This is a genomic window from Microcoleus sp. PH2017_09_SFU_O_A, assembly GCF_020738625.1.
GTDB lineage: Bacteria > Cyanobacteriota > Cyanobacteriia > Cyanobacteriales > Microcoleaceae > Microcoleus.
On sequence record NZ_JAEQCF010000046.1, the window covers coordinates 1 to 25,236 of the forward strand.

A 25,236-nucleotide genomic window follows, 5' to 3' on the forward strand; every position below is an offset into this window, starting at 1 on the left:
GCCATCATAAAATTAACACAACTTATATTGTCGAGGCGATCTCAAATTCACTCATCTTTCTAAATGCTGTTTTCTGACTTTTTCAGCAAGCCCTAATTAGTAATCAAAATGGGATGACTCGCATTCCCCGCTACAAACACTTTATAAAACAAGTTCGTAGTGAGGAATTTATTCCTCAAAATCCTAGGACTAAAGTCCTCACTACCAACAGCAGTTTTTACCAGAAAGAATTGGCTTAAAGGCTCTTCCTTGTAGGGAGAAATTAAAATCAGACGATTCATTACTCCAATCCTCTTCCTTCCTTTGTCAACTATCAACTGTCAACTGAACTTAAGTAGCCTTTTTCTGAGGAGCTACCATGCGTTCTACACTCATCGCAGCCACGCTCAATGTCACCACAGCCATGCCGAGAATTGCTACAGGCTGCAACTTTTCATTGATAATTATAAACCCGAAGAGTGCTGTCATCGCCGGGCCCAAAGTGCCAATTACTGACGCTAAGGCTGCCCCCGCGAACCGGATGGCAAAATTGTTCAAAAGATAGCTAAATAGTGTCAGTACGCCTAAAACAACGCCTCCCACAATCAAACCAGGCCAAACATTTTGGTCGATTTTCGGAGCCAGATTCTCTGACAGCGGTACCCACAAACTCAGGGACGAAAATACAAAAATCGCGCCGAAATTAACTAAACTAAAAGGAATCGGGTGCAGTTTGCCGGCGGCCATTTGAGTTAGCAATACGTAACCTGCAAAGGTAATCCCAGAAGCCAGTGCAGCGGCGACTCCTACCTCGACATTGCCACCGCCAGGAGCTGGCGCAGCAAAACTCGGCGATCCAACTAAAATCAGACCTGCGGTAATCCCCAACATCGCCAAAAAGCCGATCGTACTCGGACGAGCGCCAAACAAGAACCAAGAACCCAGTACGGTGACGATCGGGTAAATAAAGAAAATTGTAATAGCAATCCCCGCCGGAATATTGCCGATCGCCAAATAAATCAAAACCTGAGACAAAAACAGAAAAAATGCGCTTCCTAAAACCTTGCTCCACAAAGATAGATCGCGCGAGTAGAAAAACCGTTTAAGATCTTTCCAGACAGAAGGATACAGAAATGTTGCCAATACTGGCATCAAAGCCATCACCACGATCAGCCGCATCAACAAAATCAACAGAGAATTTCCAAAACCCCGAGTCACCACCCCATCAAGCTCAAACACGCCAAAAATCATCCGAGGATTTCTGCTTTTAATTAGAATTCTCAAACAAACATTAAACAGCGACAATACCACCGCCGAAGACAAAGCCAGAATCAAACCTGCTTGCACTTGAGAAGTGGCTGTTGCGACTGCCGCAGGCGCTGCTGAAGGCTGTGGAAAGGCTTGCCGCGGCGCATCCGCAGGTGTTGGCGGCAAAACTTGCGGGCGGATAGAATTAGTTGCTTCCTCGGGATAGGAATCTTGAGCATCGAAAGGATTGTCAAGATATTCTTCTTCTACGAGTTCTTCCCGAATGCGGTTGACGAGATTTTGTAGCAGTTCTTCCCCTTGGAGTTCGAGGGTTTTCATGTTGTTGAGCCGCATGGATAGCTCGCTTTCATAGCTGCTCAAATCTTGTTCTAGCATCTGGAAACTGCGATCTATCCGTTCATCGAGCGCCGCCAATAACTCCGAGGCCCGTTCGTCATAGTTGCTAGGGGGCATGGGTATGGGGAATTCGCCGCTGGGAATTGGGCTGCTGAGAGAATGGCCCGAGTTAGCGCTGAGTTCGTTGAACCGCTGCACCAACAAATCCTGCAAATTGTGAGCCAAAATTTGAGCCAACTGCTTCAGCCACAATTGCTGCTGCTGAATGTATCGCCCAGACAGAGATTCCATTTGCTGAGACTGCAATTTGCGATATTGCTCCCGGAGGCCTTCAATATCTTCAATCAGGTGATTTTTTTCAGTTTGCAGCCGAGTAATGTCCTGGTTTAACTGACCTTTGACATTTTCATGCAAAGCGTCCAGTTCCTGCATCACTGAGTTGAGGACTTGTTCTGCTGATTGTGCATCCCCTGCGTCGCCTTTTGGCGAGTATCTGTTCCGGTTCGCCATTAGCCTATAACCTCTAATTTAAACTGCACGAGAGAGTGTTCTTAAGTATTTTGGCTGCATCAGGTCGCAAGTTCTAGTGAGTTGGTCTCAAAGATTGCGGACGCTGTTGAATCTATGGTAGTCGCTGAGCTAGAAATGTTAGAAAATTGCGTGAAGCGAAGCTATCCCGCTCTTAATCGCCCCAAGAACACTTTGTGCAATTAGAAATCATACTACAGCTTGACCTCTGCACCGATTGCTCCGGGTAATTCTCGCCTCTAACTCACCCGCCTCGCCAGCCGGATAACCTCTTCCCCCGACAACTAAAGTTGAGGGTAGGGCCGAGACTCCTCACCCCTAAAGGCATAATTTGAGCATTAAATGGCTAGAAACCGGGTTTCTGGGCCCAAGTCTCTCACACACTCTTGCACCCGGATTTTTGATATTAAAATTTCCGATCTTGCGATCGCCAAAGTTTGAAGAGGCGATCGCACCCTCAAAAGCAACCTGTCTCATCAAAAAACTAACACATCCCATTCTCCAAGGGCAACAGATCTGGCATCTAAAAATTCTGACAATTGCTTTACGATAAGAATTTGGTTTAAAGCCCCAAGCGCGATCGGAAGAGCTTAAAATCAGACGATTCATTACTCCAATCTTCTGACTTCCTTTGTCAACTATCAACTATCAACTATCAACTGATTTTCTTTTTCAACCATCAACCATCAACTGTTAACTGAATGAAAAGCGATCGCCAAAGCCTGAATATTTCAGACTAAGCCGAAGTGTTTATTTTTCCGGCATCATTTGCCCAGCAACGCCTGTGGTTTCTAGACTAATACTCACCGTAAAACACTTTATACAATTTAGTAACAGCACTGAGATTCAGTTGAGAAAGCCCTGTATGGAAGTGCTGGCTTGACAGCTAAAGCATTGTTTGGAGAAGGAAATTATCGCGGTTCTCAAAAAAGTGAGGTATGCCCACGGATGCCTATGCCCTATGCCCTATGCCCTATGCCCAGTCGTACTTCATCTTTCGCTTGAAAGGCTATACACACCTATCGCGTTCATTTAACTAAAATCCATTGGGCGATGCTGAAAATGCTAGCACCCAAACCGGCGGCGATCGGGATTGTCACCACCCAAGCCGAACCAATTGACTGCAAAGTTTTCCAGCGTACCGATTTCCAACCTTTAATCAGCCCGACTCCCACAACTGCACCCACTAAAGCGTGGGATGTGGAAACCGGCAAACCCAAGCGAGATGCTAATAATACTGTGGTAGCTGTGGCTAATTCCGCGCAAAATCCGCCGCTGGGTTGCAGTTCGATGATGTTTTCCCCGACTGTAGCGATCACTTTTTGACCCCAAATGGCTAAACCGATGACGATTCCTGCGCCTCCGAGGACTAAAATCCACAGGGGAACGTTAAAATCTTCTAGGGGAAAGGAGCCTGTGCGCTGGATGTAGGCGATCGCAGCTAAAGGCGCAACGGCATTCCCTACGTCGTTGGAACCGTGTGCAAATGCCACAAAACAAGCGCTCAACACTTGAAATCTCGCCATCTGTTGCTCGATGGAAGAGTGAGGGAGAGGGGGAGATGGGGAGAGGGGGAGAGTGGGAGATGGGGAGAGGGGGAGAGTGGGAGATGGGGAGAATATTTCCTCTTGCTTATTCTTTCTATCTGTTACATCCCGCACATTGCTCGCTGCCGAACCTTCTTTCTCTAACTTTTTCCAGCTATTGAGGGAAAGCCCGATCGCAGCAATACTCCCGATAGCAATCGCAATATCGTGAATTGGCAGATTCCAGCCAAGTCGATCGCGCGCGAAGTCGATCGCGCCTGTCTGCACCAAAGCCACATCCACAACAGACGGCAATACAATTATCCCAAATACGCTCAGCAGCGCTGCACTCAGCCAAGGTATCCACTCGCGCAGTTGAAATAAAGGATCGGGGCGATCGAGAATCCAATGCTTCACCCCACTATAAAATAGTGCAGCTAAAGCACCGCTGGCAAAAGGTGTCGCCACCCAAGTTAACGAAATCCTGCCGATAGTCGGCCAATCAACCGCATGAATTCCCGCTGCTACCCAGCTAAAACCTGCGATCGCACCTACCACCGCATGAGACGAAGAAACTGGCAAACCTAGACTGGTAGCAATTTGCAGCCACAAGCCACAAGCTGCTAGCACTGACACCATCCCGATCAAAAATACCTGCGGTTTGTCTGCGAACACTTCTGCATTCACAACTCCTGTTGCTAGAGTTTCGGAAACTCCTTGCCCGAACAGCACGGCACCAGCAAACTCTAGTATGCCTGCAACAATTATTGCTTGCCGCAGCGTGAGCGCCTTCGATCCTACCGATGTCCCCATCGAGTTCGCGACATCGTTAGCCCCCAAGTTGGCGGCGACGTACAAAGCTAGTATCGCGATCGCCCCGAGTTGCAGAAATACGACCAAGGAAGTATTTAACATAGAAGTTTTTTGAGATAAAACTGGCAGTTCGATATATGATAGGGGATTGTGAGTTTTGGAAAATTTTATGAAAGGCGCAGCAGAAATAATCCGTTCGATCGAGACGGAAGAAATAAATAGAGTCAAGGTAGAACTAAGCAAAGTTCTACCAGAAATTTACGTAGGCGACACCGTGCGCGTCGGCGTGAGAATTAAAGAGGGCGCGAAAGAACGGGTTCAACCCTACGAAGGGACTGTGATTGCCATGCGTAACGGCGGCATTAATGAAACAATCACTGTGCGCCGCGTGTTTCAAGGCGTCGGCGTGGAACGGGTGTTTTTGATTCACTCGCCCCGCATCGCTACTGTTCAAGTCATGCGCCGCGGTAAAGTCCGTAGAGCAAAACTTTACTACCTGCGCGATCGCGTCGGCAAAGCTACTCGCGTCAAACAGCGGTTCGATCGCTCCCTGTAGGAATGCACCCAGCTTCCTCTTGGAGAGACAGAAAATGGGAAATTGAAAAATTCAAAAAAAAGTTTCCCATTTCCGAGCGCACTGTGTTAAAATAGAAATCTAGAGGTTAAGCGAATTTCAGCAACCTCACCTGTGCGCTCTTAGTTCAGTTGGTAGAACGCAGGTCTCCAAAACCTGATGTCGGGGGTTCAAGTCCTCCAGGGCGCGCTGAATCACCAAAATTTTAATTCTGCCCGAAAGCGCCCGGATAATTGGCTGGAAACAGCCGAAACCGCAGACTTTCGGGTAGAATTAATTTTTGTGGGCGGTTCGCAACAAAGGCCATCAACAAATGCTCGGTGTTGCTTCTCGATCGCCTTTGAGGGCGATCGGCACATACACCGTTAGATGGGTTGAGCTTGTAAAAAAGTGCTGGCTTTGGATTTGAGATTTTGGACTTGGGCGTAAGTGGTTAGTGTCAAAAAATCAGATAGCCGCGAGCCACTCACAAAATCTAAAATCTGAAATCTAAAATCTGAAATCGGAAGGGGGATTCGATCGTGGCGAAAAAAGACGAAGCTCAAGAAACTCAAGAAATGACTGCGCCTGGGTTCGATCCTGCGGGTTTTTTTAAGGAAACTAGAGAAGAACTCGACAAAGTGGTCTGGCCGAGCCGCCAGCAGCTAATTAGCGAGTCTTTGGCCGTGCTTTTGATGGTAATCCTCTCAGCAAGCCTGATCTATTTGGTGGATAACTTCTTTAACTGGGGCGCAGGAAAGGTGTTTGGGCCATGACTTTTGCATCAGAAGAATCTGATTATTCCACAGAAACGACGGGACAGGCAGCATCGCCAGATGTGCCGGAGATTCAGGCTCGCTGGTATGCTGTTCAGGTAGCCTCAGGCTGCGAGAAGCGCGTGAAGGCAAACTTGGATCAGCGGATTCAAACTTTGGATGTTGCCGATCGTATCGTTCAAGTCGAAATTCCGCAAACTCCAGCGATCAAAGTCGGCAAAGACGGTTCCCGGCGCCAGTCAGATGAGAAAATTTTCCCCGGCTACGTACTCATCCGTATGTATATGGACGAGGATACGTGGCAGGTGATTAAAAATACCCCGAATGTAATTAATTTTGTCGGGGCAGAGCAAAAACGCCGCTACGGGCGCGGCAGGGGTCACGTCAAACCGCTACCTCTGAGTCATTCGGAAGTAGAACGGATCTTCAGAAACGCTCAGGAATCAGAACCAGTTGTCAAAGTATCGATGGCGACAGGAGACCACGTTGTGGTACTTTCCGGGCCGTTTAAGGATTTTGAAGGTGATGTGATTGAAGTTAGCCCGGAACGGAACAAGCTCAAAGTTTTACTCTCGATTTTTGGGCGCGATACGCCTGTAGAATTAGAGTTCAATCAGGTTCAGAAACAGAACTAACTAATGGCAAAGAAAGTTGTTGCAGTAATTAAGTTGGCGATTACAGCGGGAAAAGCCAACCCAGCTCCTCCTATCGGCCCAGCCTTGGGTCAGCACGGCGTCAATATTATGATGTTTTGCAAGGAGTACAATGCTAGAACCGCAGACCAAGCAGGTCTCGTGGTTCCGGTAGAAATTTCGGTTTTTGAAGACCGCAGTTTTACGTTTATTCTCAAAACCCCCCCGGCGTCGGTTTTGATTCAAAAGGCTGCTGGTATTGCTAAGGGTTCGGGTGAACCTAATCGCAAGCAAGTAGGGACAATCACACAGGCTCAGTTGCGAGAAATCGCTGAAACTAAGATGCCTGACCTTAATGCTAATGATGTTGAAGCTGCTATGAAAATTGTAGCGGGAACAGCTAAAAACATGGGCGTGGCGATCGCTGATTAAAGTCAGTTGACAGTTGACAGTTGACAGTTGACAGTTGTCAGTTGACTCCGAAAGCAGTTGGCAGTTGGCAGCAATCAATCGTCAGAATCGGAAAAATTTTAGATTGGCAACGATCGGCTGATAAGTTCAATCGAAAATCTAAAATCGAAAATCCGAAATCGCAAGTCGATTCAGGGGGAGAAGCAAAGCTTCGCTAGGAATCGCAAATGTTTTAGATTTGAAATGACCGAAACGGCTCAATTCTTAAATCTAAAATCTCACATCTCAAATCTACTAACCCCAAAAAATAACAATGGCAAAGAAAGTATCGCGAAGATTGCAAGAACTTCAAAAGAAAGTTGAAGAGAGACCTTACCTACCGCTGGAAGCTCTGCAACTTTTGAAAGAAACAGCAACCGCTAAGTTTGGCGAATCTGCTGAAGCTCACATCCGTTTGGGAATTGACCCGAAATATACTGACCAACAGTTGCGGACAACTGTATCGCTGCCAAAAGGAACTGGTCAAGTAGTCAGAATTGCGGTGATTGCTAAGGGCGAAAAAGTTAAAGAAGCTCTGAATGCCGGCGCAGATATTGCTGGTTCTGAAGAGTTGATCGAGGAAATTCAAAAGGGCATGATGGACTTCGATTGTCTGATTGCTACTCCAGATGTGATGCCGTTGGTGGCAAAATTGGGTCGGTTGTTGGGCCCGCGCGGCTTGATGCCTTCTCCAAAAGGCGGCACAGTGACGACTGACATTGCTCGGGCGATCGACGAATTCAAAGGTGGTAAACTAGAATTCCGTGCCGATCGCACAGGCATCGTTCATGTTATGTTTGGCAAGGCAGCTTTCTCAGCGGAAGATTTGCTGGTCAACCTTCATGCTTTGCAAGAAACTGTTGACCGCAACCGTCCTTCTGGTGCGAAAGGTCGCTACTGGCGCAGTTTGTACGTATCCGCAACTATGGGCCCATCGATCGAAGTCGATATCAGTGCTCTGCGCGATACCAAACTTGATGCTGCTTAGCAAGAATTAAGCCGAAGGCAGAAAGTAAAAGACAGCTTCGGCTGTCTGTGTAAATCTCTCACGAGATTTGCTGCATACCCTTGCTAATGTCTGCCGGATGGTGATAGCCTAATCAAAAATCAATAAGCTGAAGACCGCAGGTGCCGAGTGCTTAATTTCCTGCCGAGGCTGAAGAAATAAAAACTCAAGAAAATCAATTAAAAAGTTCTATCTTTTAATTCCTAATTCTTAATTTTTAATTCTCTGCCCCGGCTATAAGGTTGGGGTTTTTGATTGGCAGTTTGAGATCCTAAAAGGAGGTGAAATTAGTATGGGCAAAAGTTTAGCAGTAAAAAATGAGATTATTGCAGACCTCAAGCAAACCTTGAGCGAATCTCAACTGGTAATCGCGATCGACTACAAAGGCTTAACTGTTGCTGAAATCACAGATTTGCGGCGGCGTTTGCGTCCCAAAGGCAGCAGTTGCCAAGTGGCAAAAAACACGCTAATGCGAATTGCTGTTGAAGGCAATGAAACATGGCAGCCGATACAGGAATTGCTGACAGGTACGTCGGCGTTTATGTTCGTGCAAGAAGATATTGGCGGCGCGATTAAGGCTTACCAAGAATTCCAAAAAGCTTCCAAGAAGACTGAAGTTCGCGGCGGCGTGATGGAAGGACGGGTGCTGAAACAAGATGATGTTAAGGCATTAGCGGATCTGCCGTCGAAGGAACAACTCATGGCTCAAATTGCTGGCGCTATCAACGGTGTCGCAACCAAGTTGGCTGTGGGTATCAATCAAGTTCCTACTTCGATCGCACGCGGTCTCAAAGCTTATGCTGAAAAAGACGGCGATGCAGCAGAAGCACCAGCAGAAGCAGAAGCACCAGCAGAAGCAGAAAGCGTATCTGCTTAGATAGTTTTGAGTTTTGAATTGTGAGTTTTGAATTGAGAAATCTCGAACTAGAAAATCACAACTGACAACTGACAACTGACAACTGACAATTAATCAAATCGAACTAGGAGTTCAAAAAATGTCTACTGCAACCGACGAAATCTTAGAAAAACTGAAGACTCTGAGCTTGCTCGAAGCTTCTGAATTGGTCAAGCAAATTGAAGAAGCTTTTGGCGTTAGCGCTGCTGCTCCTGTAGGCGGCATGATGATGATGGGCGGCCCTGCTGCTGCTGCTGAAGAAGTAGAAGTACAAACTGAGTTTACTGTCATGTTGGAAGAAGTTCCTGCTGACAAGAAAATCGCAATTCTGAAGGAAGTCCGCGCAATTACCGGTTTGGGTCTGAAGGAAGCGAAAGACTTGGTAGAAGCCGCACCTAAGGCAGTTAAGGAAGCTATTGCTAAGGAAGCTGCTGAAGAATTGAAGAAGCAGCTTGAAGCTGTGGGCGCAAAGATTTCTATCAAGTAGTCATAGAGTCTAGAAAACTCGGCGGTTGAAACCGCGTCTATACAGACAAAACCCGCCTCCGCGGGTTCAAGATTCGGCGGTTTGAACCGCCGTCTTTTTCTTGAGTCCGCGGAGGCGGACATTGTTTTTGTAGACGCGGTTTCAACCGCCCTCTGATCTGATCTTCGTTCGTGTAGACGCGGTTTCAACCGCCCTCTGATCTGCGATCAAAACTCCGCCTCCATCTGCCGCACGACAGTTAAAGCAGAATAGGAAACACCGGCGGTTCCTTCTCCGGGATGGGTGGAGTCGCCGACTAACCAGAGGTTTTTAATTGGCGTGCGGTTGGCAAATCCGAAAGGGCCGAAGGTTGGTATTCGCTGGCCGATGCCGCCGACAACGCCTTTATCTCTCGCTGTGTAGCGGGCAAAGGTGCGAGGTGTTGCTGATTCTTGATGTACAATTTTTTCGGGTGTCAAATTGAAATATTCGCTCAAACGGGCGATCGCACCTTCAGCGTATTTTTGCTTCAATCCTTCATAATCAGCGGAATTCCACCACATTCGAGTATCAGTAAAAGACGAAGCAATAATTGTCGCCATTCCCTGCGGTGCTCGGCCATCGCCCGCATGACTGACGGAAACAAATAACGAATTATTCTCACCAATCTCGCCGTCGTAGTCGTAGAGAAACTGAAGATGCGGCGGACAATTTGCCGGAATTGCGCTTTCATGCACTCCCAAATATATCACAAATGCGCCGGATGCGGGCGGCAATTTATCAACTCGATGTTTGTAGCCTGCCATTTGATTTGGCAGTTGGTTTGTTGTTTCGGAATTATCTGTTAAAGTTTCTAAAACAGGCTCGCTTGACATCAATTTTACTAGATTTTGCGCGGTGACGTTGGCAACAATGCGATCGCAAATTTCTGTCCAAACTTCGCCTGTTTTTTGATTGCGAATCACTGTGCCCGTGGCTTTGCCGTTAGTGGTGACAATACTTTCGACTGTATGCCGCAACAAAACTTTGCCGCCGTAAAGCTCGATCGCACTTACCAGGCGATCGCTCAACACCTGCATACTTCCTTGTAAATGATACAATCCCTGCGGCTCTTGGGAAACTCCTAAAGCCGTCGCCGCGTACAGCAGCGCCGTTTCTTCGGTATCAACTTGGGAATACAATTTTAACTGCAAATCCAGAAAAGTTCTCAAGCGCAAATTGTCGCCCAAACCGCACAAGCGCAAAGCATCTCCCACCGTCATAAAAGTGAAAGGCAAAGTAATTAAAGTATCGGGGCGAACTGCTTGAATTAATTGCCAGAAATCCCAGAAGTTTCTGGGCGGTAAAACTGGATCGCGCCCTTGAAATTTCCAGCTAGCTTGGAACAATGTAGATAATAATTGCCAAAAAGGTTCGCTTCCGGGGAATTGTTTTTGTCTTTCTGACTGCCATTTTTGCGGATCTCGCCACACGCTAATCGGTGTCGTTTCTCCCGGCAAAAATACCGCACAAGCGGGATCGCAGGGTGTGGCGGGGGGAAGTTCGATGTTTAATTCTGAGAAAATTCGGTGGTGAATGCCTCCGGGTTCCAAGCCTGCAACCTGCGTGGCGCCGACATCGAAGGTAAAGCCTTTGCGTTTGAAGGTGGAAGCGCATCCTCCGGGGACGATCGCCTGATCTAAGACTAATACTTTGTATCCTCTATGGGCGAGCAAGGCTGCTGCTGTCAGCCCGCCGATGCCGGCCCCAATTACCGTGACGCGGCCCTTGCTGTCTGCGGGACTGGATTTGCTTTGAGGGGTGCGATCGGTCATCATAATTTATTTATTGTAATATTTCTTAATATTATGGTCATATTTGGCCATAAAAAGCTCTTGTAGCGACAGGTTCAAATCTATCGCTACAAGAGGAAGGAGGCCGAGTTTAGAGGACGTTTTAGGGGTAAAGTGCTCCGGGCGCACCCGAAACGTTAGACTGTGGCGTGCTGATGAGAAAATCAGGGACGGCGCCACTTGTTGAGATAAGCTTCGCCAATCCCAGCCACAGCTTGCATTTGAACTAGCTGTTCCCGTAAAGCTTTGATTGTTTTTAGCTGTTCTTGAGACTCTTGCTGCAAAGCCTCGTAATTTAGCTGTTTCGCAGCACTTTGGCTTAATTGATCTTTTAGAGAGTGGAACTCGGTGAGTTGAACTTGCAAGTTGCCGATCGCACTTGACTTTTCTGCTAACTCCTGCTGCAAAGCTTCGTAACTTGACTTCGATACAGTTTCCTGCAATTGGCTTTCGAGATTTTGCTTTTCGGTAGCGAATTGCTGCTGTAAAGATGCGATCGCACTTTCTTTTTCGCCCAATTGATGCTGCAAAGATTCCAAATCGCTAGATTTGGAGGCTAGTTGCTGCTGCAATTCGTTAGCCCAATGTTCTTTTTCGCCCAATTGATGCTGCAAAGATTCCAAATCGCTCGATTTGGAGGCTAGTTGCTGCTGCAATTCGTTGGCGCAATGTTCTTTTTCGGCGAATTGATGCTGCAAAGATTCCAAATCGCTCGACTTGGAGGCTAGTTGCTGCTGCAATCCGTTAGCCCAATGTTCTTTTTCGCCCAATTGATGCTGCAAAGATTCCAAATCGCTCGACTTGGAGGCTAGTTGCTGCTGCAATTCGTTAGCCCAATGTTCTTTTTCGCCCAATTGATGCTGCAAAGATTCCAAATCGCTCGACTTGGAGGCTAGTTGCTGCTGCAATTCGTTAGCCAAATGTTCTTTTTCGGCGAATTGATGCTGCAAAGATTCGTAACTTGACTTCGATACAGTTTCCTGCAATTGAGCTTCGAGAGTTTGCTTGTCAGCTAATTGCTGCTGCAATTCGGCGATCGCACTTTCGCCTTCGCTCAACTGCTGCTGTAAAGATTCGTAACTTGACTTCGATACAGTTTCCTGCAATTGAGCTTCGAGATTTTGCTTGTCAGCTAATTGCTGCTGCAATTCGGCGATCGCACTTTCGCCTTCGCTCAACTGCTGCTGTAAAGATTCGTAACTTGCTTCGAGGGGATTTGACTGTACGCTTACCGAGTCCAATAGGGTTTCTGCCGTTATAGCGTCATTAATGTCGCTTTCTTCGGCTGTTTCCCCTTCCAACTCAGCGGTATCGACCGCAGTTTCTTCACCTTTTTTCCAAGTGACACTAACTTGACTCTTGTCTTTAGAAATATCCAGAGCGCCTTTTGCCAAGCGTTCTAGGAGTTCTGACCTTGATATTCCCAGCTTTCGAGCGATCGCGTTCAATCGATCGGCACTAGAAGGAGTCAGCGAAAGTCCGACTTTGACTTTGCTTTCTGGATTTGAACTAACTACATTGCGATTTTTTTTGACCATTGGCATTTTCCTCATGCCAACCTACACTTATTAGTATAGTGGCTGAAGTTTCTATTAAAATCAATTTTTGTTACATACCAATTGTGGCAGCTTCTGTTCCCAATCTAACAAAAAACTGTGAATATACTCGCTTAGTCGATTCCTCGCCGCAGAACCGCTTCAACATTCCCCGGCCCGGTTTTTTTTCGGCACGATACCGCAGATAGCACAGTTGAGCTTGTAAAATACTATCTAAATTTGAGCTACCTGTCACGGCTTGGGCGCGATCGACCAAATCCAACTCAGCAGCCAGATAGTCTTTCAAGGTTACGAAAACGCCAGTCTTCACAACTTCCGTTGTTTCCTAAGGGCGACTCCACAGCAACGCCGACGCGGGAAAAACTGCTGGGCTTCCTCGGTCAAATCGCCACCCCAAGAGAGGTACGGTTGATGAGCTTGTAAAAATTGTGCGATCGACCGATTTAGTTAAGTTTGAGTAAGTTTTACAAAGCAGGCTGCACATCAAGAACAATCAAATGGCTGCGGGGGATCGTTCTAAAATTATCGCATTAATCGATCGGCAGTGCGATCGCAAATTGAGCCCCCTCACCCAACACCGAAGAGCAAGTCAAGCTACCGCCGTGTATTTCTTCCACTATCTGGCGACTAATCGACAAACCCAACCCCGTCCCTTCCCCGACTAATTTTGTAGTGAACAAATGGTCAAAAATGTGTGATTTTACATCCTCTGAAATACCCTTACCATTATCTTTAATTTTTATTACCACCCTTTCTCTGTCTTGAGTTAATTCTGTAGTAATAATAATTGTATTACAAGCCACTGCAATTTCCGCAAAATTGCGTCCGTAACTGCACTCATTCACAGCATCGATCGCATTTGAAATCACATTCATAAATACCTGATTTAGTTGTCCCAAATAGCATTTTATCGGGGGAATCTCTCCATATTTTTTGATAACTTGAATTTCGGGACGAGTATCTTGAGCTTTCAGGCGGTGCTGCAAAATCATCAGCGTGCTGTCAATCCCATCGCAGATGTTAGCCGAGACTTTCACAGCCGTATCGGCGCGGGAGAAGGTTCGCAGGGAAGTGCTGATGTTGCGAAGGCGATCGCATCCCACTTCCATTGACGATAACATCTTTGCTGTATCTTTCAACACATATTCTAAATCAATGTCTGCGGCGTGGATTTCAATATCTTTACCCGGATTTGGACATTCTTGCTGATAAAGCCGCAAGTGGCGAAAGATATCTTTGATCGCCAAATTTAACTCCTTGATATTGCCATAAATAAAACCCACTGGATTGTTGATTTCGTGAGCGACACCAGCGACTAAATTGCCCAAAGCCGACATTTTTTCGCTCTGAATTAACTGAAGCTGCGATTGCTTAACTTGTATCAAAGCAGCAGTTAGTTCCGCCGTGCGATCGGCTACTCGCTGTTCTAATTCTTTATTGAGATTGCGAAGTTTTATGTGAGTGTTGACACGCGCCAATACCTCCATTTCTTCAAAAGGTTTAGTGATATAATCAACCGCACCGAGTTGAAATCCTTTAATCTTATCTGCTGTATCCGACAAAGCCGTCATAAACATCACAGGAATGTCCTTGGTAGCCTCGGATGCTTTGAGGCGGCGGCAGGTTTCAAACCCGTTAATTCCCGGCATCATCACATCCAGTAAAATTAAACTCGGCAGCGTATACTGAACTTGCTTGAGAGCTCGTTCGCCGTCAATCGCGATCGCAACTTCATAACCCGCATCAGTCAACGCCTCGGAGATGACATCCAGATTGGCGGGCGTATCATCTACCACTAAAATTAACTCAGCTTCTGACATAAATATTTTCTCCTGTTAGTTGATATGCTGGTTGAGAAAATCTTCAATTTTGTCCGATTGAAAGCTCTTTGCCAATTGCAGAATTGGCTGCATAAATTGAGTATAACTCTTGTCGAGTTGTTCGATGCGCTTAACTTCTTCAGTAAGTTTTTTCAAGCGACCCTGCTGGGCTAATTTCAGCAACAAAGCTAATTCTTCCGGTGCAGGAATTGTCATGGCTAAAGTTGCCTGAGGTGAATTAAATATAGGTTTTGGTGCTAATTGTTCGCCAGCAGATTCAATTGAGGCTGTCTCCTGATACTTCCATTCAATTTGCAAATGCTTTTGCACGATCGAAAATAATTCCTCAATTTGCACCGGCTTCGGCAGAAAATCATCGCCCCCAGCATCCAAACTTTTTTGGATGTCCATTTCATAGACAGAAGCAGACGAGACGACAGCAGGCACGTTTTTTAATGCTTCTGAACTCCGCAACAGCCGCAGCATTTCAAAGCCGTCCATCACAGGCATCCACAAATCAGCGATGATTAAATCCGGTTTTATTTGAGCTGCTTTTGCTAAGCCATCCTCGCCATTTTCAGCTTCGACTACTGCAAAACCAATTGGTTCCAGGAGGCAAACAATCACGGAACGGTTCTGCCAGTTGTCATCGACGATCAGAATTGTTTTCTGAGTTCCATGATAGCCCACAATCTTCTTCCCAGTAGCGGCTGCGGCTGCATTTGCCCAGTCAGCAGCTAAGGGAAAATTGACAGTAAAAGCGAAGGTGCTGCCGCTGCCAAAATCACTATAAACTTCAATTTTACTGTTCATTAAATTGACAATCTCGGTGCTAATTGCCAGTCCGAGTCCGGTGCCTTCTGTTTTGCGGTTGCTATCTCCTACTTGCTCAAAAGGTGTAAATATTTTTGACAGAGAATCGGGAGTCATGCCGACGCCTGTATCTTCTATTTGGAAGCGAATCAGTCGATGTTGAATTTGGGATTTGGGATTTTCGATTGCAGATTCCGCAGGTGATAAAAACTCGGGTTTTATTACTTCTATCTTGAAAGTTACGCTGCCTTTATCTGTAAATTTGACGGCATTTCCCAGTAAATTAATTAACACCTGACGCAAGCGTTTTTCATCGGCTTCTACGCCTTGGGGAAGTTCAGCATCTGGGAGATAAATCAAATCAATTTGTTTTTGTTCGGTGCGGATGCGAACAATCTCAACAATGCTTTGCAAGAAAGAGGGAAAATGAAAAACTTTCGGATGCAAATCTAATTTGCCTGCTTCAATTTTGGAGAGATCGAGAATATCATTAATCAGTGTCAAAAGATGGGAGCCACACTGGTAAATAATGTTCACGCCATTACGCTCTTTTTCTCCCCAAGATTGGGAACGGTTCATGATTTGAGCGTAGCCCAAAATCCCGTTGAGGGGAGTGCGGAGTTCGTGGCTCATATTGGCGAGAAAGTCGCTTTTCGATTGGTTGGCCGCGTCAGCCACTTCTTTGGCTTCTTGTAGTTGAGCTGTGCGTTCTTCTACTCGCTGTTCTAACTCATTATTCAGTTTTTTGAGCTTGGCTGCTGCTTGTTTATTTTCGTTAATTACCGCAGATAAAACAAAGGTGGTAACGGCTACAACACCGATAAAAGATTGCAGCAGAAACAGCGATTCGTTGAGGGAAGATCTGACAAAGGAACCCAAACCGTGGGATGTTCCAAAAACTGCGATCGCCGAAACAATCACCACCAGCAAAGTCGATTCCCGCGATGTGAATCGAAATGCCGACCAAATCAGCAGCGGAATCATCATGTATTCGAGGGGATACTGTTGCCAAAAGGCGATTTTGCTGATGACAACCAGCAACAGTAGCAAAAGTCCAAATTCTGCAATCTGCGGAGGCCGGAGTTTTTCGGACTGCCTGGGTTGCTGAGCCCAGGTCAAAATTGCTGGCGTCACAATCAGCGTACCAGCAATGATTGAGGTAAACCAACTCCGCCAAACTTCTGGGTAAGCACTCCAGGGGCTAATGCCTTGCACGCACAGTACGGTAGCCGCGAGAGTGCTGTTGACGATAGGGCTGGGTAATTGCAGCACAAAAAATCTGAAAACATCCTGGGATCTATCTAGTAAATTTCGGTATTTTACGAAGCGATTAATTAGAAAACTTGCTACTAGCAGATCGACGATATTCCCAAAAGCAGTTAAACTACTTACCAGCAAGTCTTGTGGGAAAAACATCATATATTTTACCATCAAATCGCTGATAAATAGAACAGGTAAAATCCGCCAATCCAGCAGGAGGAAAGCTGCCAAAAAAAGACCTGCTGACGGCCAAATTGCTACTGTTCCATTCTCGGATGAGATTAATAGGTATATTTTGCAAAGACCGAAGTGTATCGCAGGAATTATTAATGATGCTATGAGTATATTTTTATCCTGCACAAATTGAAACTTGCTCTTGGGTGTCTTTTTTTGTTGTCGCTGTCCTAGTAATTTTTGCATTAAAGTCAAAATTTAAACAATATTCAATTAAGCTAGTCCAGATTTATGTTGATTGGCAGTGATGCCGATCGCAATTATCGTACAATTCTAATCAGCCATCTTTCTGTCATTAGCGACTACCCATTTGTGTATGACTCTACAATTAAGCGAAAAAGCCAAAGAATTAATCCCGAAAGCCCGAATAGTCAGCTTAGCAGCCTGGGAAAATTCGCACTCTCGCGCCGAAATCTAACTCATTCAGGCTGCTGACGATGCAGGCCGTTATCTCGCCGATGAAGATTTGTAACAATTTCACTCATCCGAACCAACATCTGTTGATGCTACCAAGTTCCTGCGCGGCTGTTTGCAACCCTAATTTTCCCGCGCGTAAAACCCTAAATGATTGGAAATTGGACGCTGCTGCATGGGAATTTTGTTCTGAATCGGAGCATTCAACAGTTTTGCTCCTGAGGGCGATGCTACTGCCAAAGTTACCGATCCGCCGCCATCCAAATTTAGGACTGTATCGGCTCCTAACTGCATCGAAATCTCTGTTATTTCGCTCAACTTCAGCCCTTCACTGTACATCCTCTGCTTGCCGTCTGCGAGAATGAACCACAATTTTTCGCCTGTTTTATCGATCGCCACAACTGTTCGCGGATAAGGTTTATCATCCTTGCTTTTTTCCGGGCTTTGTGCTAGGGCTTTGCCATTTTTCACCAGTACAGTATCTCCCGCAACTCCATAGGCTGTTCCCTGAGGACAAGTGCCGTTTTCGATTATTTGGGCGCGGTTGTTGGTGTCAAAACAAAGGGCGGGAAAGTGTGATTCTGGTTGAGAGTAAGCTTGGCCTTTGGAAATGGCGTGTCCGACGTTATTTACTCGATCGCCACTGCGGGGATAATAATTCCAAGGTGCTTCCTCAACGCAGGGATAAAAGAAATTGGCGTTGACTGCTAATTGCAATTTAAATTCTTTGAGGAATTCAGTAGCGATGCGGGCGTTGGTTTCGGTTAAATCGGGTGTGGCGGTTCCGGGTGTGACAAAAATTCCAATTCCTGGCGCTTTGAGGTCGATGCTAACAGTGTGAATGATGGCGGGACGCGGATTTGAGCGAAATTCCCGTCGGTAGGCGATTCCTTGAAATAGCGATCGCACTTCGTTTGTTTGTGCTGGACGCGAAAAGTAGGGAATGTTATAGATTAGTATTGGTGCGAGCAAGATTCCGAAACCGATAATATGAGAGATTTGTTTGATTTTGAGCGGATTGGTTAGTTTCATTTTGTGACGGAGATTTTTTAACGAACCGCGAAGACGCAAAGGATGCGAAGGAAGATAAGGATCGCAAATTAAATAATTTACACTCTTGAAAGTGGGATGGGCGTCCCGCCCGTCTTTCCGGGACGGGACGCCCATCCCACGAACCATCCAATTGTAAGTTATTTAATTCTCATTCCTAAGAGAGGGAAGAGTAGGGAAGTATGAATTATTCGGATGTCAATAATTTTAGCAATCAAGTTTTGTGTAATCGATCGTTCCGGGGACAAGTTCTTAACGGTGCTGATTTCGGGGGTGCGGATGTTCGTGGCTGCAATTTCAGAAATGCTCAGTTGGAAGGGGCGAATTTTATTGGTGCCAAAATCGGGCTTTCGGGGCGACAGTTTGCTGTTTTGAGTGCTGGGGCGATCGCGATTTGTGTGATTGTGGGCGATGTTCTGACTAGACTGATTTTGGGAACCCAAGGACAGGTACCGGGTTCTCGCAGTTGGCCTTTTGTGCTGTTGCTGTACGGGGTTTTGGGCGCTGCTGGTATCGCTGGGGCGATCGCCCGCACACAGCCACCAACGTCAAAAGTGGGTAGATTGGCGGGAACAATTTCTGCTATTCTATCAGGGGCTTTGTTGGGATTTTTCTATGCTGGGACTGCAACTAAGAATAATTCTCAGGCTGCTCTTGCTGGAATGGCGATCGGCGGTGTGTTAATGTTTTTTGTGAGTTCCCGGATGCGGCATCAATTTGCTAAAATTGCGATCGTAGCTGCCCGAAGTGTTGCAACTTACGGAGGAGCTTTTTTGTTTTCTGCAACGGCTAGCGCTTTTCTGAGCACTCAGAAACTGTTTTTGGGTACGTGTTTCGCCTTGCTGCCGCTGCTGTATTTTTGGTTTTCCTTTGTCTCTTTCTCTGCTATTGTTCGAGAGATTGCAAATGCTGAGGGTACTTCGTTTACAGGGGCAAATCTCAGCGGTGCTAAGTTCGATCGCACTGATATTTTGCACTAATTTTAGCACCGGGCTAGAAGCCCGTTCCACAGCTATTTTATTTTAGTTAGCACCGGGCTAGAAGCCCGTTCCACAGCTATTTTATTTTAGTTAGCAACGGGCTAGAAGCCCGTTCCACAAATACTTGATTTTAGTTAGCAACGGGCTAGAAGCCCGTTCCACAAATACTTAACTTGCTGGCGGGGAGGGCTTGTAGCTTGCACCTAAAATACTCAAATAGATTCTGATTTACACTCAGAAATATAAAAGCAATCGCCCCAGGCTTTTATCAAAAAAACTCAGGGGCGATCGAATTGAAATATTTATCTCATACAAGATATTTTTTGCAAGCTGTTGTTTTTGCCTAAACAGCCTGTGTAACGGAGAGGGAGGGATTCGAACCCTCGTTAAGTTGCCCTAAACACACTTTCCAGGCGTGCGCCTTCAACCGCTCGGCCACCTCTCCAGGGCTAAATGAATTCATTCAGCCACAGCTAAACTATCTTAGCAGAACAAATCTGATTTGGGAAGGGGTAACGGCATAAATTTGTTGTTTAATGTGGGTAGGGTGTCAAACGGGCGAGTAAAATTATCCTATCCTATGTCTCAAACGCATTCATATCAAGGATTTTGTCCCCCAAGTCCAATCTAAAATCTAAAATCTAAAATCCCTGTTAGGAACCTCAGCCGCGACGGCATGAGGCTTGGAAGAGAAATCAAACAAGCCGTTCTGACCAGCCTAAGTCTTAACTGACTACGTTTTTTGAGCCACGACACCTCGAGATGCGAAGCTAGTCTCTTGCTCTGTCGCTAGTGGTTAAACAGTTTTAAGGTCACTGAAACAGTGCCACTAGCCGAACAAGCTCTAAAAACATTGGCGAAGCTAACATTACCCCGAAAGGGAGGCTCAATTGAGCGAATTACTATGCGTACAGGATTGGAAAATTTGAAGCGGTAATTGTCCCGCCCAAAGTGCAATACAAAAGTACACCAAGTCAACCAATCCCAAGGCGATAGTAAATTCAAAAACGCAAAGCCGTCCTTTTAGGACGGGGTTTCTACCCATAATTTTGATGACTCGCTCCTACACAATTAAAATTCATAACAGACAAACGGGCGATCGCCACACTGTGCGAGTACCCGAAGACAGGTACATCCTGCAAAGTGCTGAAAATCAAGGCGTGGAATTGCCGTTTTCGTGCCGTAACGGCGCTTGTACAGCCTGTGCGGTGCGCGTCAAGTCGGGACAACTGCACCAGCCTGAAGCAATGGGACTTTCTGTGGAACTGCAAAAAGAGGGTTATGCGCTGCTGTGCGTCTGCTATCCGCGTTCCAATATTGAGGTAGAGACGCAAGACGAAGATGAAGTGTACGAATTGCAATTCGGCCGCTATTTCGGTAAGGGTAAAGTGAAAGTCGGTTTGCCGTTGGATGAAGAATGAGAGCAAATTTGGTAAGCTGTTGCGCCTTTGAATTGCTTGTTGGGGGCGGGCTAGAAGCCCACCCCACAAAAGAGTTTAATTGATTTTTGATACACAATTTAAATGCAAAATAGCTTCCCAATTCCCAATTCCCCATTCCCAATTCCCAATTCCCAATGCCCCATTCCCCATTCCCTATTCCCAATGCTGCTTTATCGGTTATTTGCGATCGCCCTTTGCGTGTTGTTAGCTAGCTGCGAAAAACCAGAAATGCCCCAAGGTACGATCGCCAAAGTAGAAAGGGCTATCAGCGGCCAAACAATCGAAGTTATCAGTACAGCCGACAAAATTGCCTTATTAGAGCAAATCAGGCTGATTGGGATTGATGCACCCGATTTAAAACAGCAGCCTTGGGGAGAAGCAGCGAAACAAAGATTAGAACAGCTAATTGGGGGGAAAGAGGTATTGCTAGAATCGGACATCGAACAGAAAGACCAGTTCGATCGCAAATTAGCCTATTTGTGGCAAGATAAAATTTTGCTCAACGAACTGCTAGTCAAAGAAGGTTATGTTTTGGCCTCGGTGCGATCGCGCAATACCAAATATCAACAGCGACTCGCCAACGCTCAAGAATGGGCGAGAGTCATGGGTAAAGGCCTGTGGAATCCAGAACGAGCTTTGCGCCAAACTCCCGCAGAATTCCGACAACAAAATCAGAAATAGTTGGCAGTTGACAGTTGGCAATTGGCAGTTGACAGTTGACAGTTGACAGTTGACAGTTGACAGGGGAGCATCTCTGTTTTGATTTTATAGTGCGAGCGTCCCCGCTCGCGTATTGTACAATACGCGAGCGGGGACGCTCGCACTGTCAATAAATTGCTTTTTTGCAAAAGTGAGATGCTCTCGTTGGCAATCATTGGAAGCAATTACCAATTCCCTGTTTTGCCCATTCCCAATTCGCAATTCCCAATTCCCAATTCCCAATTCCCAATTCCCAATTCGCAATTCGCAATTCGCAATTCCCAATTCGCAATTCGCAATTCCCAATTCGCAATTCCCAATTCGCAATTCCCAATTCCCAATTCCCAATTCCCAATTCCCAATGACAGATAATCAACTACAAAACTTCCTTGAAATAGCCACCGAAGCAGCCCTCGCCGCTGGTTCGGTACTGCAATCTTTCTGTGGCAAATTAGAAAATGTTCAAGAAAAAGGCCGATCGGGCGATTTAGTCACAGAAGCCGACAAAGCCTCTGAAGCCGTCATCTTAGAAATTCTGGGCCGCTTCGTACCCGAACACGCCATCCTCGCTGAAGAATCGGGCAAATTAGGGGATGCAACTAGCAAATACCTGTGGGCGATCGACCCTTTGGACGGTACAACTAATTACGCTCACCAATATCCTTTTTACGCTGTGTCGATCGGACTTTTAATCGACGGCATACCACAAATTGGCGTAATTTACGACCCTTTACATAACGAATTGTTTCGAGCTGGTAAAGGATTGGGCGCAACTTGCAACCGTAAGCCGATCGCCGTTTCGCAAAGTTTAGAATTGAGAACCAGCTTGCTAGTTACCGGCTTTGCATACGATCGGCGCGAAACAGCAGACAATAACTATGCCGAATTCTGTCACCTCACCCACCTCACCCAAGGCGTGCGGCGCAGCGGTTCCGCAGCCCTAGACCTCGCACATACAGCCTGCGGGCGATTAGACGGATACTGGGAACGGGGACTCTCCCCTTGGGATGTAGCAGCCGGTGTACTCATCGTTTCTGAAGCCGGAGGTCAAGTTACAGCCTATGACGGCGGTGCCTTTGAGATGAGCTCGGGTCGGGTTTTGGCGACAAACGGCAAAATACACGCCGAACTCAGCGGTGCATTGCTTTCAGTTCCGCCCTTATCTTCCTGGAGGTAGCGCTTCGACAGCAAGGACTCAGGGATAGTACGGGGGTCACAACCCCTGAAGTCAAGCTACATTAAAGAATAGTCAAAAGTCACGAAAGCGAGAGTAAAAGTTATGTCTTTTGAAATGACAAAAGGGCTGTTCAAGTACGACTTTACAGATCAGCACGCAATTTTGGGAATTCCCCTAGACGCAGAGTTTAACGACATCCGCAAGCGCTACATGAAAATCGCCCGCCGCTTGCATTCGGATACTTGCTCTTTTGAAGACGAAGCGGATAAAGAGTGGGCCAACCAATTTTTGTCAAAAGTGGTCAATCCCGCCTACAACAAATTCTCTAAGGAAAGCGATCGCAAAGAATACAACCTGCTATTAGCAGCTATCGCCAAGCGCGTTGCTAAAGAACAAGCAAAAATGCAAGTCGAAAGCGCAGCAGCCAAAGAGTTAGCTACCGCTAAAGATTTGGAAGAAGCTTATAAAACAGCAGTTGGCAAACTCGCTCTCAAGCAGTACGAGTCGGTTCAAGAAACCCAAGATGCGATCGATCAAATTAGCGAACTGAACATGGTTTACCTGCTGCGAAAAGAGCGCCTTGGCGGTGTGGTTTCTGCCGGTTCACCCCCAAAAGCCACAAACCAAACTGCAACAGCAACCCCAGCAGCAGCAACTCCCGCCGCAACTCCTGCGACTGCAACTCCTGCCGCCGCACCGCCACCCAGAGTCCCAGCATTCAAAGACTCGCTGGCCGATCAATCTTGCATCCGAGCCCAAGGATTCATGGACAGCAAAAATTATGCCAAAGCAACTTTGGAGTTGAAAGAAGCCCTGAAGCGCGAACCGAAACACAGCAAAGCTCACGGTTTGTTAGCAATGTGTTACTTTCAACAAAATCAAGCCACAATGGCAAAACTTGAGGTGCAAAAAGCTTTGGCATCAAATCCTGAAGAACCGACGGCTTTGGAGGTTAAGAAAAAGCTGGAACAAGCTTCCGCAAAGGATAAAAAAAGTGAGGGGAAACCGGGATTTTTTGCAAGTTTGTTTGGCGGGAAGAAAAAATGATAAGTTGTCAGTTGTCAGTTGTCAGTTGTTCAGTTGTCTGTTTTGAATCATCGTTGAAAAGATAATACGGCGGTTTCAAGCGCCCGGTCTTCCGATCCCAAGCGTATTGTTGATACTTTAATTTGTTAAAGTCGAATGTTAGGGTGGCGGCGTTCGACTTTAACAAGGTGTCTTAAAGGCAAGCTTCTAAGTCCAATCAAATACGATTTTCAATTAAAGAATGGGGAATAATTGACTGGTGAGAGTTGGGAACTTGCCTGAAGTGGCATTCTTTTGTGAAATTGGTATAGAATCTAAGGTCTAAAATCTAAAATTGATATGGTTCACCAACCCCCATCGGGTGCAAGAGATTTATTGCCCCTTGACGTTGCTCAAAAAATTGCGATCGAACGGCGCTTGCAGCAGGTGTTTCACCGCTGGGGCTATCACCGGATTATTACTTCTACTCTAGAGAGGCTGGAGACGTTGATGGCTGGGGGCGCGATCGACCGATCGACCTTAATTCAACTCCAAGACGCTGAAGATGGAGAACTCGGCTTGCGGCCGGAATTGACAGCATCCATCGCCCGCGCGGCTGCAATGCGGATGTCCGGGACAAATTGGCAGCCCCAGCGCCTCTACTACAACGCGAACGTCTTCCGCAAAGGCCCGGATACGGGTTCAGGCGGGCAACAGGAGTTCTATCAAGCGGGGGTAGAACTGCTGGGCGCGGGCGGGAGCGTTGCGGATGCGGAAGTGCTGCTGCTGCTGTCTGAGTGCTTGCAAAACTTAGAAATTGATGACTGGCATTTGGTGCTGGGAGAAGCGGGCTTAACTGCAACTTTGCTAGAACCGTTTGGGCCAAACGTGCGGCAAAAAGTGCGATCGGCGATCGCCAATCTCGATCGCATAGCTTTGGAAACTTTGCCGCTGTCGGACGAATTGCGAGAAAGAGCTCTGCTGTTGTTTGACTTGCGCGGCAAGCCAGAAGAGGTATTGGAGATTGTGGCGAAGCTGGATTTAGATGTGCCGCAGCAAGCAGCATTAAATGAACTCAAAAGTGCGATCGAACTGCTGGAAAAATGTCAAGCAAAAATCCCCAATCTGAAATCTCACATCCACCTCGATTTGAGTTTAATTCAAACCTTTGACTATTACACTGGAATAGTGTTTGAAGTTGTCAGCAGCAGCAAGAGCGGACAGCGAGTATTAGGACAAGGCGGACGCTACGACCAACTGCTAGGACTGTTCGACCCCCAAGGGCAAAATTCCCCCGGGATCGGGTTTTGTCTGAATATTGAAGATTTGCACCAAGTTTTGTTGACAGAGGGTCAATTGCCCACAGAAACAGCAGCTAGCGAATGGTTGGTAGTGCCTCAAACACCGGAAGCAGCGGCGGCGGCCTTTGATTATGCCCGCCAACTCCGAGAGTCTACTCCCCTAGTGCGGGTGGAGATAGATTTGGAGAGTCGGGAGACAGAGGAGGCTGCTAGAGACTACGCGCGCGATCGCAGAATCGCTCAAATTGCTTGGATAAATGCCGAAGGCGTCCCAACAATTGAAAAGGTAAATTAAGCTTTGTCATCAAGCTAATTCCTAATATCATGTCCCACAAATTACTTGCACTAAAAACGGTTCGTAGTGAGGACTTCAGTCCGCAAAAAACCAAAAGAATCAAATTCTAACCAGGTTCGTAGTGAGGAC

The 25,236-nt window shown here is 46.6% G+C and carries 25 protein-coding genes, 2 tRNA genes and 1 other annotated feature; of the genes, 16 read left to right on the forward strand and 11 right to left on the reverse strand.

What is annotated here, in order from left to right; translation table 11 throughout:
- Positions 1 to 92: 92 nt before the first annotated feature.
- The 3 genes from JGK16_RS17755 to JGK16_RS17765 all read right to left on the reverse strand — a co-directional run bounded on the left by JGK16_RS17755 (position 93) and on the right by JGK16_RS17765 (position 4,553).
- On the reverse strand, positions 93 to 281 hold the full coding sequence (locus JGK16_RS17755) for a hypothetical protein (protein ID WP_293191608.1): 189 nt from the start codon (positions 279 to 281) through the stop codon (positions 93 to 95).
- Positions 282 to 330: 49 nt separating this feature from the next.
- The gene (locus tag JGK16_RS17760; RefSeq protein WP_293191606.1) at positions 331 to 2,094 is read right to left on the reverse strand and encodes a DMT family transporter; all 1,764 of its coding nucleotides are present in this window, start codon (positions 2,092 to 2,094) and stop codon (positions 331 to 333) included.
- Positions 2,095 to 3,140: 1,046 nt separating this feature from the next.
- Entirely contained in the window at positions 3,141 to 4,553 is a 1,413-nt protein-coding gene (locus JGK16_RS17765; RefSeq protein ID WP_293191604.1) for an inorganic phosphate transporter, read from the reverse strand.
- Between the two features lie 67 nt (positions 4,554 to 4,620).
- Between JGK16_RS17765 and rplS the strand changes: the two genes are divergently transcribed.
- The 10 genes from rplS (at position 4,621) to rplL (ending at position 9,250) form a co-directional block, all read left to right on the forward strand.
- Positions 4,621 to 5,007 (forward strand): 50S ribosomal protein L19, encoded by a 387-nt coding sequence (rplS, locus tag JGK16_RS17770; RefSeq protein WP_293186751.1) that lies wholly within the window; start codon positions 4,621 to 4,623, stop codon positions 5,005 to 5,007.
- A 134-nt stretch (positions 5,008 to 5,141) separates the two neighbouring features.
- Positions 5,142 to 5,214, forward strand: a tRNA-Trp gene (locus JGK16_RS17775).
- Positions 5,185 to 5,394 carry a hypothetical protein gene (locus tag JGK16_RS17780; RefSeq protein WP_293186750.1) on the forward strand — a complete coding sequence of 70 codons (210 nt, stop codon included), beginning with the start codon at positions 5,185 to 5,187 and terminating at the stop codon, positions 5,392 to 5,394. Before JGK16_RS17775 ends, JGK16_RS17780 begins: the two co-directional genes overlap by 30 nt.
- Before the next feature lie 152 nt (positions 5,395 to 5,546).
- Complete coding sequence (gene secE / locus JGK16_RS17785) at positions 5,547 to 5,780, forward strand: preprotein translocase subunit SecE (RefSeq protein ID WP_293128199.1); 234 nt, start codon at positions 5,547 to 5,549, stop codon at positions 5,778 to 5,780.
- Positions 5,777 to 6,415 (forward strand): transcription termination/antitermination protein NusG, encoded by a 639-nt coding sequence (gene nusG / locus JGK16_RS17790; protein WP_293186749.1) that lies wholly within the window; start codon positions 5,777 to 5,779, stop codon positions 6,413 to 6,415. The genes secE and nusG overlap by 4 nt, the downstream gene beginning before the upstream one ends.
- Positions 6,416 to 6,418: 3 nt before the next feature.
- Positions 6,419 to 6,844, forward strand: coding sequence for a 50S ribosomal protein L11 (gene rplK, locus JGK16_RS17795; RefSeq protein WP_006635588.1), 426 nt, complete (start codon positions 6,419 to 6,421; stop codon positions 6,842 to 6,844).
- A gap of 20 nt (positions 6,845 to 6,864) precedes the next feature.
- Complete coding sequence (locus JGK16_RS17800) at positions 6,865 to 7,041, forward strand: hypothetical protein (protein WP_293186748.1); 177 nt, start codon at positions 6,865 to 6,867, stop codon at positions 7,039 to 7,041.
- A 95-nt stretch (positions 7,042 to 7,136) separates the two neighbouring features.
- Positions 7,137 to 7,850, forward strand: coding sequence for a 50S ribosomal protein L1 (gene rplA / locus JGK16_RS17805; RefSeq protein ID WP_293186747.1), 714 nt, complete (start codon positions 7,137 to 7,139; stop codon positions 7,848 to 7,850).
- A gap of 109 nt (positions 7,851 to 7,959) precedes the next feature.
- Positions 7,960 to 8,131 (forward strand) — a sequence feature (ribosomal protein L10 leader region).
- A gap of 29 nt (positions 8,132 to 8,160) precedes the next feature.
- On the forward strand, positions 8,161 to 8,745 hold the full coding sequence (gene rplJ / locus JGK16_RS17810) for a 50S ribosomal protein L10 (protein ID WP_293186746.1): 585 nt from the start codon (positions 8,161 to 8,163) through the stop codon (positions 8,743 to 8,745).
- A 118-nt stretch (positions 8,746 to 8,863) separates the two neighbouring features.
- A complete protein-coding gene (gene rplL, locus JGK16_RS17815; RefSeq protein WP_293186745.1) occupies positions 8,864 to 9,250 on the forward strand; it encodes a 50S ribosomal protein L7/L12 in 387 nt (128 codons plus the stop codon).
- Between the two features lie 206 nt (positions 9,251 to 9,456).
- Here rplL and crtD read toward each other — a convergent pair whose 3' ends face one another.
- From crtD to JGK16_RS17845, 6 genes are all read right to left on the reverse strand, one after another.
- Positions 9,457 to 11,046, reverse strand: coding sequence for a C-3',4' desaturase CrtD (gene crtD / locus JGK16_RS17820; protein ID WP_293191602.1), 1,590 nt, complete (start codon positions 11,044 to 11,046; stop codon positions 9,457 to 9,459).
- 179 nt (positions 11,047 to 11,225) lie between these two features.
- Positions 11,226 to 12,599, reverse strand: coding sequence for a ribbon-helix-helix protein, CopG family (locus JGK16_RS17825; RefSeq protein ID WP_293191600.1), 1,374 nt, complete (start codon positions 12,597 to 12,599; stop codon positions 11,226 to 11,228).
- A gap of 70 nt (positions 12,600 to 12,669) precedes the next feature.
- Complete coding sequence (locus JGK16_RS17830; RefSeq protein WP_293185880.1) at positions 12,670 to 12,927, reverse strand: hypothetical protein; 258 nt, start codon at positions 12,925 to 12,927, stop codon at positions 12,670 to 12,672.
- Positions 12,928 to 13,147: 220 nt separating this feature from the next.
- Entirely contained in the window at positions 13,148 to 14,437 is a 1,290-nt protein-coding gene (locus tag JGK16_RS17835; protein ID WP_293191598.1) for a response regulator, read from the reverse strand.
- 15 nt (positions 14,438 to 14,452) lie between these two features.
- Positions 14,453 to 16,930, reverse strand: a complete 2,478-nt coding sequence (locus JGK16_RS17840) for an MASE1 domain-containing protein (RefSeq protein WP_293191595.1) — start codon at positions 16,928 to 16,930, stop codon at positions 14,453 to 14,455.
- A 351-nt stretch (positions 16,931 to 17,281) separates the two neighbouring features.
- Entirely contained in the window at positions 17,282 to 18,190 is a 909-nt protein-coding gene (locus JGK16_RS17845) for a phosphodiester glycosidase family protein (RefSeq protein ID WP_293185883.1), read from the reverse strand.
- Between the two features lie 200 nt (positions 18,191 to 18,390).
- Between JGK16_RS17845 and JGK16_RS17850 the strand changes: the two genes are divergently transcribed.
- Positions 18,391 to 19,188 (forward strand): pentapeptide repeat-containing protein, encoded by a 798-nt coding sequence (locus JGK16_RS17850; protein WP_293185884.1) that lies wholly within the window; start codon positions 18,391 to 18,393, stop codon positions 19,186 to 19,188.
- Positions 19,189 to 19,548: 360 nt separating this feature from the next.
- On the opposite strand, the gene JGK16_RS17855 is transcribed toward JGK16_RS17850, so the two are convergent.
- Positions 19,549 to 19,633: transfer RNA gene (locus JGK16_RS17855), tRNA-Ser, on the reverse strand.
- A gap of 607 nt (positions 19,634 to 20,240) precedes the next feature.
- Between JGK16_RS17855 and JGK16_RS17860 the strand changes: the two genes are divergently transcribed.
- Entirely contained in the window at positions 20,241 to 20,609 is a 369-nt protein-coding gene (locus JGK16_RS17860) for a 2Fe-2S iron-sulfur cluster-binding protein (RefSeq protein ID WP_293155842.1), read from the forward strand.
- Between the two features lie 102 nt (positions 20,610 to 20,711).
- Complete coding sequence (locus JGK16_RS17865) at positions 20,712 to 21,311, forward strand: thermonuclease family protein (protein ID WP_363319172.1); 600 nt, start codon at positions 20,712 to 20,714, stop codon at positions 21,309 to 21,311.
- A gap of 190 nt (positions 21,312 to 21,501) precedes the next feature.
- Here the strand turns inward: JGK16_RS17865 and JGK16_RS17870 are convergent, their stop codons facing one another.
- Positions 21,502 to 21,705, reverse strand: coding sequence for a hypothetical protein (locus JGK16_RS17870; RefSeq protein WP_293191593.1), 204 nt, complete (start codon positions 21,703 to 21,705; stop codon positions 21,502 to 21,504).
- On the opposite strand from JGK16_RS17870, the gene JGK16_RS17875 reads away from it, so the two are divergent.
- The 3 genes from JGK16_RS17875 (at position 21,691) to JGK16_RS17885 (ending at position 25,107) form a co-directional block, all read left to right on the forward strand.
- The gene (locus tag JGK16_RS17875; RefSeq protein ID WP_293191591.1) at positions 21,691 to 22,506 is read left to right on the forward strand and encodes an inositol monophosphatase family protein; all 816 of its coding nucleotides are present in this window, start codon (positions 21,691 to 21,693) and stop codon (positions 22,504 to 22,506) included. The genes JGK16_RS17870 and JGK16_RS17875 overlap by 15 nt on opposite strands.
- Positions 22,507 to 22,608: 102 nt before the next feature.
- Positions 22,609 to 23,553, forward strand: coding sequence for a tetratricopeptide repeat protein (locus tag JGK16_RS17880; RefSeq protein WP_293191589.1), 945 nt, complete (start codon positions 22,609 to 22,611; stop codon positions 23,551 to 23,553).
- 318 nt (positions 23,554 to 23,871) lie between these two features.
- The gene (locus tag JGK16_RS17885) at positions 23,872 to 25,107 is read left to right on the forward strand and encodes an ATP phosphoribosyltransferase regulatory subunit (RefSeq protein WP_293191587.1); all 1,236 of its coding nucleotides are present in this window, start codon (positions 23,872 to 23,874) and stop codon (positions 25,105 to 25,107) included.
- Positions 25,108 to 25,236 lie beyond the last annotated feature (129 nt).

Coding starts and splice junctions, on each gene's coding strand:
- JGK16_RS17755 (WP_293191608.1), bottom strand. CDS start 281: ATGAATCGTCTGATTTTAATTTCTCCCTACAAGGAAGAGCCTTTAAGC.
- JGK16_RS17760 (WP_293191606.1), bottom strand. CDS start 2,094: ATGGCGAACCGGAACAGATACTCGCCAAAAGGCGACGCAGGGGATGCA.
- JGK16_RS17765 (WP_293191604.1), bottom strand. CDS start 4,553: ATGTTAAATACTTCCTTGGTCGTATTTCTGCAACTCGGGGCGATCGCG.
- rplS (WP_293186751.1), top strand. CDS start 4,621: ATGAAAGGCGCAGCAGAAATAATCCGTTCGATCGAGACGGAAGAAATA.
- JGK16_RS17780 (WP_293186750.1), top strand. CDS start 5,185: ATGTCGGGGGTTCAAGTCCTCCAGGGCGCGCTGAATCACCAAAATTTT.
- nusG (WP_293186749.1), top strand. CDS start 5,777: ATGACTTTTGCATCAGAAGAATCTGATTATTCCACAGAAACGACGGGA.
- rplK (WP_006635588.1), top strand. CDS start 6,419: ATGGCAAAGAAAGTTGTTGCAGTAATTAAGTTGGCGATTACAGCGGGA.
- rplA (WP_293186747.1), top strand. CDS start 7,137: ATGGCAAAGAAAGTATCGCGAAGATTGCAAGAACTTCAAAAGAAAGTT.
- rplJ (WP_293186746.1), top strand. CDS start 8,161: ATGGGCAAAAGTTTAGCAGTAAAAAATGAGATTATTGCAGACCTCAAG.
- rplL (WP_293186745.1), top strand. CDS start 8,864: ATGTCTACTGCAACCGACGAAATCTTAGAAAAACTGAAGACTCTGAGC.
- crtD (WP_293191602.1), bottom strand. CDS start 11,046: ATGATGACCGATCGCACCCCTCAAAGCAAATCCAGTCCCGCAGACAGC.
- JGK16_RS17825 (WP_293191600.1), bottom strand. CDS start 12,599: ATGGTCAAAAAAAATCGCAATGTAGTTAGTTCAAATCCAGAAAGCAAA.
- JGK16_RS17835 (WP_293191598.1), bottom strand. CDS start 14,437: ATGTCAGAAGCTGAGTTAATTTTAGTGGTAGATGATACGCCCGCCAAT.
- JGK16_RS17840 (WP_293191595.1), bottom strand. CDS start 16,930: ATGCAAAAATTACTAGGACAGCGACAACAAAAAAAGACACCCAAGAGC.
- JGK16_RS17845 (WP_293185883.1), bottom strand. CDS start 18,190: ATGAAACTAACCAATCCGCTCAAAATCAAACAAATCTCTCATATTATC.
- JGK16_RS17850 (WP_293185884.1), top strand. CDS start 18,391: ATGAATTATTCGGATGTCAATAATTTTAGCAATCAAGTTTTGTGTAAT.
- JGK16_RS17860 (WP_293155842.1), top strand. CDS start 20,241: ATGACTCGCTCCTACACAATTAAAATTCATAACAGACAAACGGGCGAT.
- JGK16_RS17865 (WP_363319172.1), top strand. CDS start 20,712: ATGCAAAATAGCTTCCCAATTCCCAATTCCCCATTCCCAATTCCCAAT.
- JGK16_RS17875 (WP_293191591.1), top strand. CDS start 21,691: ATGACAGATAATCAACTACAAAACTTCCTTGAAATAGCCACCGAAGCA.
- JGK16_RS17880 (WP_293191589.1), top strand. CDS start 22,609: ATGTCTTTTGAAATGACAAAAGGGCTGTTCAAGTACGACTTTACAGAT.
- JGK16_RS17885 (WP_293191587.1), top strand. CDS start 23,872: ATGGTTCACCAACCCCCATCGGGTGCAAGAGATTTATTGCCCCTTGAC.